An 8,306-nucleotide genomic window follows, 5' to 3' on the forward strand; every position below is an offset into this window, starting at 1 on the left:
GCTCGACTTTCGTGATGAAATATTTGGTGTCATCTAGCCAAAAGAATGTGCCTAAACCTTCAATATAGGGAAGTTTAACCTATTGCCCTTGAATTTTTTTTAAATTTTATATAACTTTATCATCTTTGTCTAAAACTTAAAATTAGAAAATTTGAGCCCCAGAAATTCCTTGACTCATGTCTTCTTCCCAAGTTTTTACGAGTAGTCCTCTGCTGCTAAATTGTATTAATTCTCTAGAGCGATAGCCTTCACACTATAGGGTACAAAATGGTGGATACATAACAGATTCCAAGAGCCGCAATAACTGCTATGCTATTTGCTCCTAGAAGTTTTTTTATACTGTTTCGGTTTTTTTTGGAGAGCTCTTTTTTTGAGATTTAGATATTATTCTATGTCATCCTCGTCATTATTAGCTCTTTTTATAATAGCTTCTGGTAATGATTTTTTGGCTTTAGCTCCTAGTTTTTTGATTTTTTCAACACTCGTTATAAGGTTTCCTTTACCTTCAACTAATTTATTCATCGCAGAAGAATAATCTTTTTTAGCATCATCAATCTTTTTTCCAACACCTGTTAAATCTTTAACTAAACCTTCAAATTTATCATACAATGCTCCAGCTTGTCTGGCAATTTCTATCGCATTTTGTTGTTGCTTTTCATTATTCCACATACTATCAACGGTTCTTAAAGTTGCTAAAAGGGTAGATGGTGTAACGATGACAATATTTTTCTCAAATGCTTTATTATATATCGAGTTATCTGCATTAATAGCGACTGCAAAAGCGGGTTCTATTGGGATAAAAAGTAATACAAAATCTGGACTCTCTATTTCGTATAAATCCTCGTATTTTTTTTCGGATAATTGGTCTACGTGTCTTCTAATAGAATTGATATGCGCTTTTAAGAAAACCTCTCGTTCATCATCTTCTGCATTCACATAGCGTTCGTAATCGGTTAGAGATACCTTACTGTCAATAATCATTTTTTTGTTGTCTGGTAAGTGCAAAACAATATCTGGTAACACTCTTGAGCCATCTTCTCTGGTGAAGTTTTGTTGCACAAAATATTCTCTATCTTTCTCTAATCCAGATTTTTCAAGGACACGTTCCAGTACTAGCTCTCCCCAATTGCCTTGCATTTTACTGTCCCCTTTTAAAGCTCTAGTTAAATTAGTAGCTTCTTTTGTCATTTGTTGGTTGAGGTCTTTTAAGCCTAGCAACTGTTCTTTTAAAGCAGAGTGCATGCTTATACTTTCTTTTTGGGTGTCCTCTACTTTTTTTTCGAAAATTTGAATTTTTTCTTGTAGAGGATTCAATATGTTCTTAATGTTTTCTTTATTCTGAAGGGTGAATTTTTCAGACTTTTCATCTAAAATTTTAGTAGCTAAAATCTCAAAATCCTTTCTTAATTGTTCTTGACGGATTTCAATGTCTTCATCACGTTTGTCACTTAATTTTTGAAGATTTTTATATTCAGTATTACGTCGTGCTAGTTCTGTGTTTAAAAAATCTTTTTCTTTTCTAACCTCCTCGCGTTCTTGCTCTATTTTTGAAATGGTTCCAGAAAGTTCTCCTAATTTAGTATCGAAGTTGGACGATTGCTTCTCCCTTTCAGTTTGATACAGTGCTTTTAATTCTTGTAGTTGTTGCGCTAAATTAGAGTTGCGTTCTTTCAGAGTGCTCTGTTCACTTTTACTTTTCAGCTTAATAAAAAGCATCCCTAAATAGGCGCCAAGTGCTGCGGAAAAAATAATGGCTAAAATGAGAATAAGGCTGTCGTTCATAAAGAGAATAGAAATTTACTCAAAGATAAATGATTTGTGGAAAGATTTAGGACTGTAATAAAAAGATATGTCTAATTTTCTAAAACATAAATATCGCCAATTAAACGCTCAATGTCTTGATCATTAGTGCCATCATAAATACCGCGAATTTGTTTCTCTTTATCAATCAATACAAAGTTAGGCGTGTGAATAAAATCTTGTAGGCCACCATCACCTTGTTCAACAACTGCAAAATAACTTTGACGGGCTAATTCATAAATGTGTTTTTTGTCACCTGTAGTGATATTCCATTTCGAATCAATAACACCTTTGTTTGTTGCATATTCCTTAAGTACCGAAACACTATCTATTTCAGGAGTAACAGACAAGGATAGAAACATAATATCATCGTTGTCTATAAATTCCTCTTGAATTTTCGTCATATTATCTGTCATTATAGGACAAATACTCCCACAGCGCGTGAAAAAGAAATCTGTGACATAAATTTTATCCTTGTAATGGTTTTGAGTGATGACTTGTCCGTTTTGATTGATGAGCTCAAAATCTGAAACCCTATGATTTTGGGTTTTGTTTTGAAGGCTTTTATCTACCAATTCTGGATTAAAATTTGAAGGATTATAAATTGGTAATGTATGGGTTGGAAATAGATGCGAATAAGAAAAGTAAACCACCACTAATAGCAAGGTTACAATAAGTATAGCCGTATATCTGTTATCTTTTATTATGGACATATAATTAAATTATAAGAGTTTATAAAAAATGGATTACTATACTTTTTAAAGTACTGAATTGTCTATTTCTATATCTGCATCTTTCCAAGCATTATCAAACTCTTTTTTTATACTACGTGCTTCTTTGTTTTTTCCTTGAGCCAAAAGACTTTTATATAATCCCATTAGAGACCATCCATTTTGTCTAAGTATGTCTAAGTCTTCTCGGTATATTTTTTCGGCAGCTTCATAGTTTTCAGCATCTAATAATATGGATCCTAGGTTTTGTCTAGTAGGAATATGCCATGCGGCTGGTTCTGTGTATGTTAATCCGTCTTCAAAGACTACTGCTTTCTCGAGATGTTCAATTGCTTGAAGTAAATTTCCTTTCAAAGCTTCTAATTCTCCAGAAACGACTTCGAAAGCTATATTAGCGGCATGAATTGAAGTATTATTTGCTGTTGCGATTAAGGTTTTTAATTCTGGATCATTTTTAAGAATCTCTATAGCATCTAATTCTTCTTGTGCGTCGTCTATATTGCCTTTTCTTATAAAAGCAATTCCCCTTGCATAATGGCGCATAAGATTAAGATGCTTAATTTTTGGATTAGGAGCTGGAATGGTTAAAATTTCATTCCATTTACCAAATCTAGTATATGCTAGCATTGGTGTAGAGGCAAAATCTTGTAAAAAGGTCATTTCTAAAAATTCGCCAACTGGTACTTTCTCTGCTGTTTTTTTTGCAGCATCAATCGCAATGTCACTAGCGCCTAATAAGCTCGCTGAGGACCATAAAAAGTGAATGTTGTGTGGATAATATCCAAGCGGATAAAGTCCTTGAGCAAAACATTGAGAGATATAATCCTCATCAGCTAAAATTGCTTTTTGGTTCGAAATAACGGCATCTTTATACCGTCCAACTCTAATGTATATGTGAGATGGCATGTGTACAATATGTCCAGCTCCAGGCATTAGAGACGCTAATTTGTCAGCACTTTCAACACCTATGTCAGGATAAGGAAGTTCTACCATGTGAATATAATAGTGATGTCCACCAGGATTTTCTGGTTCAAGCAACATGGCTTTCTCAAGGGCAGCTTTTGCTTCTTTAATGTTTGGTGACGGATTTCCATTACTATCCCAATAATTCCAAGGAACAGTATTCATAATTGATGCAGCATATAAAATTTGAACATTAGCATCATCTGGGAATTTTTCTATGGTTTTAGCCATAGCATGCATATAGTTCATATTCAATTTTACAATATCCGCTGTTAAATCTGTACTGTATCTAGCAGATAGCGCGGCTATGAGTGCTTGTTCTTTCAAACTTGATTTTGATGACAATTGTTTCGCTTTAGCTAGTGCCTCATTAATTTTAATTTTGCGTTCTTCAATAGGAAGTGGGTCGTTTATATTTGGTCCTAGAGTAAAGGCTTGTCCCCAATAGGTCATTGCTGCATTGGGATCTAATCGCGATGCCTCCATAAACGAACGATGCGCTTCAGCATGGTTAAAGGCGTATGATAATTTTAAGCCTTGATCAAAAAATGCTTGAGCTCTTTGGTTTTTAGTGCTAATTGAAAAATGAAGATTTCCAAGATTGTCAAAAAGTGGCGAAATCTGTTTTGTAGTATCTACAGCTTCTAATAAAAATTTTGCAGAGGTGCATTTTACAAAATTCATTGCTAGTCTAGGCGCTGGCTGTGGTGTTTCTATAAAAGGTTTATTACCTGTAAAATAAACCAGCACTGCTACTATAATACCTATCAAAATGATGTTTGCTTTCGATTTCATAATCTATAGTTTAAATATTATATAGTTTGTTTTATATATGCTTTTGCCTGCGCTAATTCTCTACGATCACTATTAGAATCTTTACTAAGTTCGATAAGTTGTTTGAAATACAAAGTTGTTTTTTCTTTATTTCCTACTTCTTTGGCAGCTGTTGCAGCACCAAAAATGCCATTAAATCTATTTGGATGTCCTTTTAGGCTTATTTCATAAGCTTCTAATGCCTCTTTAGGTTTATTTAAGGCGAGTAGCATATCTCCGAGAAGTTCGTCGGCTGGTAAAACTTCTCCTGGTGTTACAGCATGTTTTGAGGTTTGGTTCTCTAATAGTACTGCTTTTTTCATGAGCAAAAGCGCTTTATCATTGTTGCCTTTTGCCAATTCAATCCATGCTTCAGTGGTATGGACTTGAATGTTTACTTGACCAGATCTATACGTTTCTTTGGCTTCTGTTAAGGATTTTTGTAATTCTCGAAGTGTCAATAATTCGTTTTCTGCCGAAATAATATTTCCTATATGAGCATATCCTAGAGCTTTACCAAAATGCAACATTGCTGTTTCCCAATGTAAAGTTTCCCATGTGAAATCTATGGATGGTAACTTAAGGTTAGAAGCGTCTTCCCATTGTTTGTTTTCTAAAGCCATTCGTACTGGCATAGCAACTAGAGCATAAGAGGTCGCAAAATGCTGTTTAGGAAAAACAGCTGAGACCTCTTTCATTTCATCTAAATATTCTTGTGCTTTTAGATTATTTCCCATTTGTAAATAAGCATATACCAAATAATCTACAGCATGAATTTCTTGTGCCCAACTAGCATTAGGGTTTACACTTTCAGCGTAACAAACAGCAGATGAAGCCGAATTGATATTGGTGTCAATAGATTCCTGCCAAAGTCCTAAACGTGTAAAAATATGTGATGGCATATGTTGTGCGTGGGCAGAAGCTGGAGCAATTTCTGCATAGCGTCTGGCTGTCTTTAAAGCATTTTTAGCAATCTCTGGATAATCATAAGTGTGAATGACATAATGTGCAATTCCAGGATGGTTAGGCTGCGCTGCAAAAAGTTTTTGCAAAATAGCGCCTGCTTTTTTCTGACTGGAATATGTTTTATCATTTGGGTCTGCAGCTGAGGTTATGGCTAGAGCATAAAATATACCCGCTTCGGTATCCTCTTTTTGGCTATTATAAATATGCTTCATTTTTTCTTCATATAATAGCTCTCTTGTTTTATGATCTTTAGTATCCCAATCTTTATAAAATGTTCCTAATGCATTTAAATAAAGTTTTGCTCGTTCAGATTTTGGCAAGGATTCCGCAATGTCTATAAGTGCTGCTCCTTTTTTTAATTCTTTTGGCCCTGGTGGAGCCCAAAGCTCATGATAAATACTCATGGCAACGCCCCAATAGGCCATTGCGCATTCTGGATCAGCATCAATAACGTTTACAAATGCTTTTTCGGCTTCCGTATATTCAAAAGAATGGAGTAGAGAAATAGCTAAATCAAAAGCCTGTCTAACATCATATTGACAGTCTAAAGCAAAACTCACTTCTCCAAATTGTGGCGTACCACAAAGTAAAATCTCTCCTCTTTTTAAATCGAGTGATGAAAATGCTGGGTTTGGTTGTGGAGTATTGTCTTTACATGAAAAAATAAGCAAGACTAACGCGATACATGACACTTTAAGTAATTTCATCTCTTAATGATTTTGAAGAATTCGTTAAGATTAAAAACGGTTTATAAAAAGTAGGGATTGAAATTTTTTAAAAATCTGATTTTCAATCCATATAAAAGTAATCTAAAATAGTAAGATTAAGAACGTTAATTGTCATTTTTTAACTCTAAAACTTCCAGTAGTTTTATCAAAACCAATCAAATCTTTCGGGAATAAGGTTTCAAAAACACCTTGTTCTATCAAATGACATGGTGAATCTGACACAACTTTGTCAGTAGTCATAACAATCATGGTGTCACATAATTGAATAGCTAAATCGATCTCATGGGATGAAAATAGAATCGTTTTATTGGTGTCTTTAGCCAGTTTCTGTAATAATTTTAAAATATAAGCTTTGTGGTACATGTCGAGATGGGTCGTTGGTTCATCTAGAATAATTAAATCTGTATTTTGAGCTAAAGCGCGTGCAATCATTGCTTTTTGTAGCTGTCCATCACTCAATTCAAAACATTTGCGGTGCTTTAAGTCTGAAAGATTAGTTTGGTCTATGGCTTTATGCACTGCGGAAATATCTACCTCAGATAAATTGCCAACCCAATTCGTATAGGGCTGACGGCCCAAAGCAACGAGTTCTTCAACTGAAAGATTTTTAGACATGAGTTGCTCTGTCAATACCAAACTCATTGTTTTAGCTAATTCTAAAGCAGTATAATTTTCAAGAGGAATATCGTTTATTTCTATGAGACCATCTAGAGGCTTTTGAATCATGCTCAAGGTTCTTAATAGTGTAGATTTTCCAATACCATTTGCTCCAACAAGACCAATGAGTTCCCCTTTTTTTAATTCAAGGTTGATGTTATCTGTGATAACAGATGTTGCTTTTTTGGTTTGGTAACCAATAGAAAGGTGCTTAGTTTTTAGAATGTTATGTGTGTTGTTGTCTGTCATTAAAACACCATTTTACGTTGTCTTACCAATAACCAAACGACTACAGGAGCGCCAATTAAGGATGTAATTGCATTAATTGGTAATGTATAATCACTTGATGGTAATTGTGCAATACTATCACAAATTAGCATTATGATGGCACCAAATAAAAATACTGCCGGTAATAATATTTTATGATTGGACGTATTAAAAACTTGTCTGGTCATATGTGGAATTGCTAATCCAATAAAAGCAATTGGTCCTGCAAAAGCAGTGATGGTTCCCGCTAATAAACTTGTAGCGATGATGATAATGAACCTGCTTTTTTTAACGTTTAATCCTAAACTTTTAGCATAGTTTTCTCCAAGTAAAAATGTATTTAATGCTTTTATAGAAAAAAGGGCTAATAGGAGGCCAAGGAGATAAATCAAAAAGAAAATAAATAGTTCATTCCATGAGAGGTTGCCCAAACTTCCAAAGCCCCAAAATATGTATTGTTGTAATTGTTCTGCAGAACTAAAGTAGGCGAGAACACTCACTATTGCTGCTGTAATGCTCCCAAACATTAATCCAATAATTAAAATAGCCATTGTGTCTCTTACTTTAGAGGACACGAGTAACACAGCTAATAAAACAAGAAAACTTCCTAAACTCGCTGCAATAACAATACTCCATTTTGATATCAATAAACTCGCAAAAATGCCTCCAAATAATCCAGAACCTAAAATAACTAATGCTACGCCTAAACTGGCTCCAGAGCTAATCCCTAAAACGAAAGGTCCAGCTAACGGATTGCGAAATAAGGTTTGCATCAATAATCCTGAAATCCCTAAACCAGAACCAACCAAAATGGCTGTAAATGCTTTAGGTAATCTATAATCCTGAATAATATATTGCCAAGATTCATTCTCTGAATGTCCAAGAACACTATAGAATACCTGTGTAAATGGAATACTCACAGAACCTAAACTAATATTCACAACAAAGCATAACATTAATAGTAGTGCCAAAAAAATAAATGAATAAGCGTGTTTTGTTGTCATGTTTTATAAAAACCTCATAGGTTTTTGAAGCCCTTGAGGTCTAGTCAAATAATTAATTCAAAGGCTTAAAAAACGTCGCTTCGTAATCTTGCAACAATTCTGGATGACAAATTTTTATCATATCCTTAAGTACTAAATCTGGTCTTGCCATTCCCCATTCATAATAGGTAACACCTCCAGTTTCACCAGTAGTGTTAGCAAATGTAAAAATCTTTTTATCTTGAAATGCACTAAACTGGGTATAATGAACATTAGATTTCTCTAAAGCCTCGTAGCTAGGGTAATAGGATGGACTCAACCATAAATCGGTCCTTTGAGCTTTGTCAAAAACAGCTTCAAAACTTAAGGCAATACTCCCTGTTTCTTTAGTCTCGCTC

The 8,306-nt window shown here is 34.4% G+C and carries 6 protein-coding genes and 1 pseudogene; all 7 read right to left on the minus strand.

The annotated features are described in order from the left end of the window. Positions 1-384: 384 nt before the first annotated feature. Complete coding sequence (rmuC, locus tag ACJAZK_RS01870; RefSeq protein WP_415222329.1) at positions 385-1,782, minus strand: DNA recombination protein RmuC; 1,398 nt, start codon at positions 1,780-1,782, stop codon at positions 385-387. A gap of 71 nt (positions 1,783-1,853) precedes the next feature. Next, on the minus strand, positions 1,854-2,513 hold the full coding sequence (locus tag ACJAZK_RS01875) for an SCO family protein (RefSeq protein WP_415222330.1): 660 nt from the start codon (positions 2,511-2,513) through the stop codon (positions 1,854-1,856). 45 nt (positions 2,514-2,558) lie between these two features. Then, entirely contained in the window at positions 2,559-4,289 is a 1,731-nt protein-coding gene (locus ACJAZK_RS01880; protein WP_415222331.1) for a tetratricopeptide repeat protein, read from the minus strand. Positions 4,290-4,306: 17 nt separating this feature from the next. Continuing rightward, on the minus strand, positions 4,307-5,980 hold the full coding sequence (locus tag ACJAZK_RS01885; RefSeq protein ID WP_415222332.1) for a tetratricopeptide repeat protein: 1,674 nt from the start codon (positions 5,978-5,980) through the stop codon (positions 4,307-4,309). Positions 5,981-6,112: 132 nt separating this feature from the next. Beyond that, a complete protein-coding gene (locus tag ACJAZK_RS01890; RefSeq protein ID WP_415222333.1) occupies positions 6,113-6,907 on the minus strand; it encodes an ABC transporter ATP-binding protein in 795 nt (264 codons plus the stop codon). Next, a complete protein-coding gene (locus tag ACJAZK_RS01895) occupies positions 6,907-7,929 on the minus strand; it encodes a FecCD family ABC transporter permease (RefSeq protein ID WP_415222334.1) in 1,023 nt (340 codons plus the stop codon). Before ACJAZK_RS01895 ends, ACJAZK_RS01890 begins: the two co-directional genes overlap by 1 nt. Positions 7,930-7,981: 52 nt before the next feature. Beyond that, positions 7,982-8,306: pseudogene (locus ACJAZK_RS01900) on the minus strand (ABC transporter substrate-binding protein); the annotation flags it as partial.

The sequence above is a fragment of the Psychroserpens sp. genome, from assembly GCF_047633235.1.
GTDB lineage: Bacteria > Bacteroidota > Bacteroidia > Flavobacteriales > Flavobacteriaceae > Psychroserpens.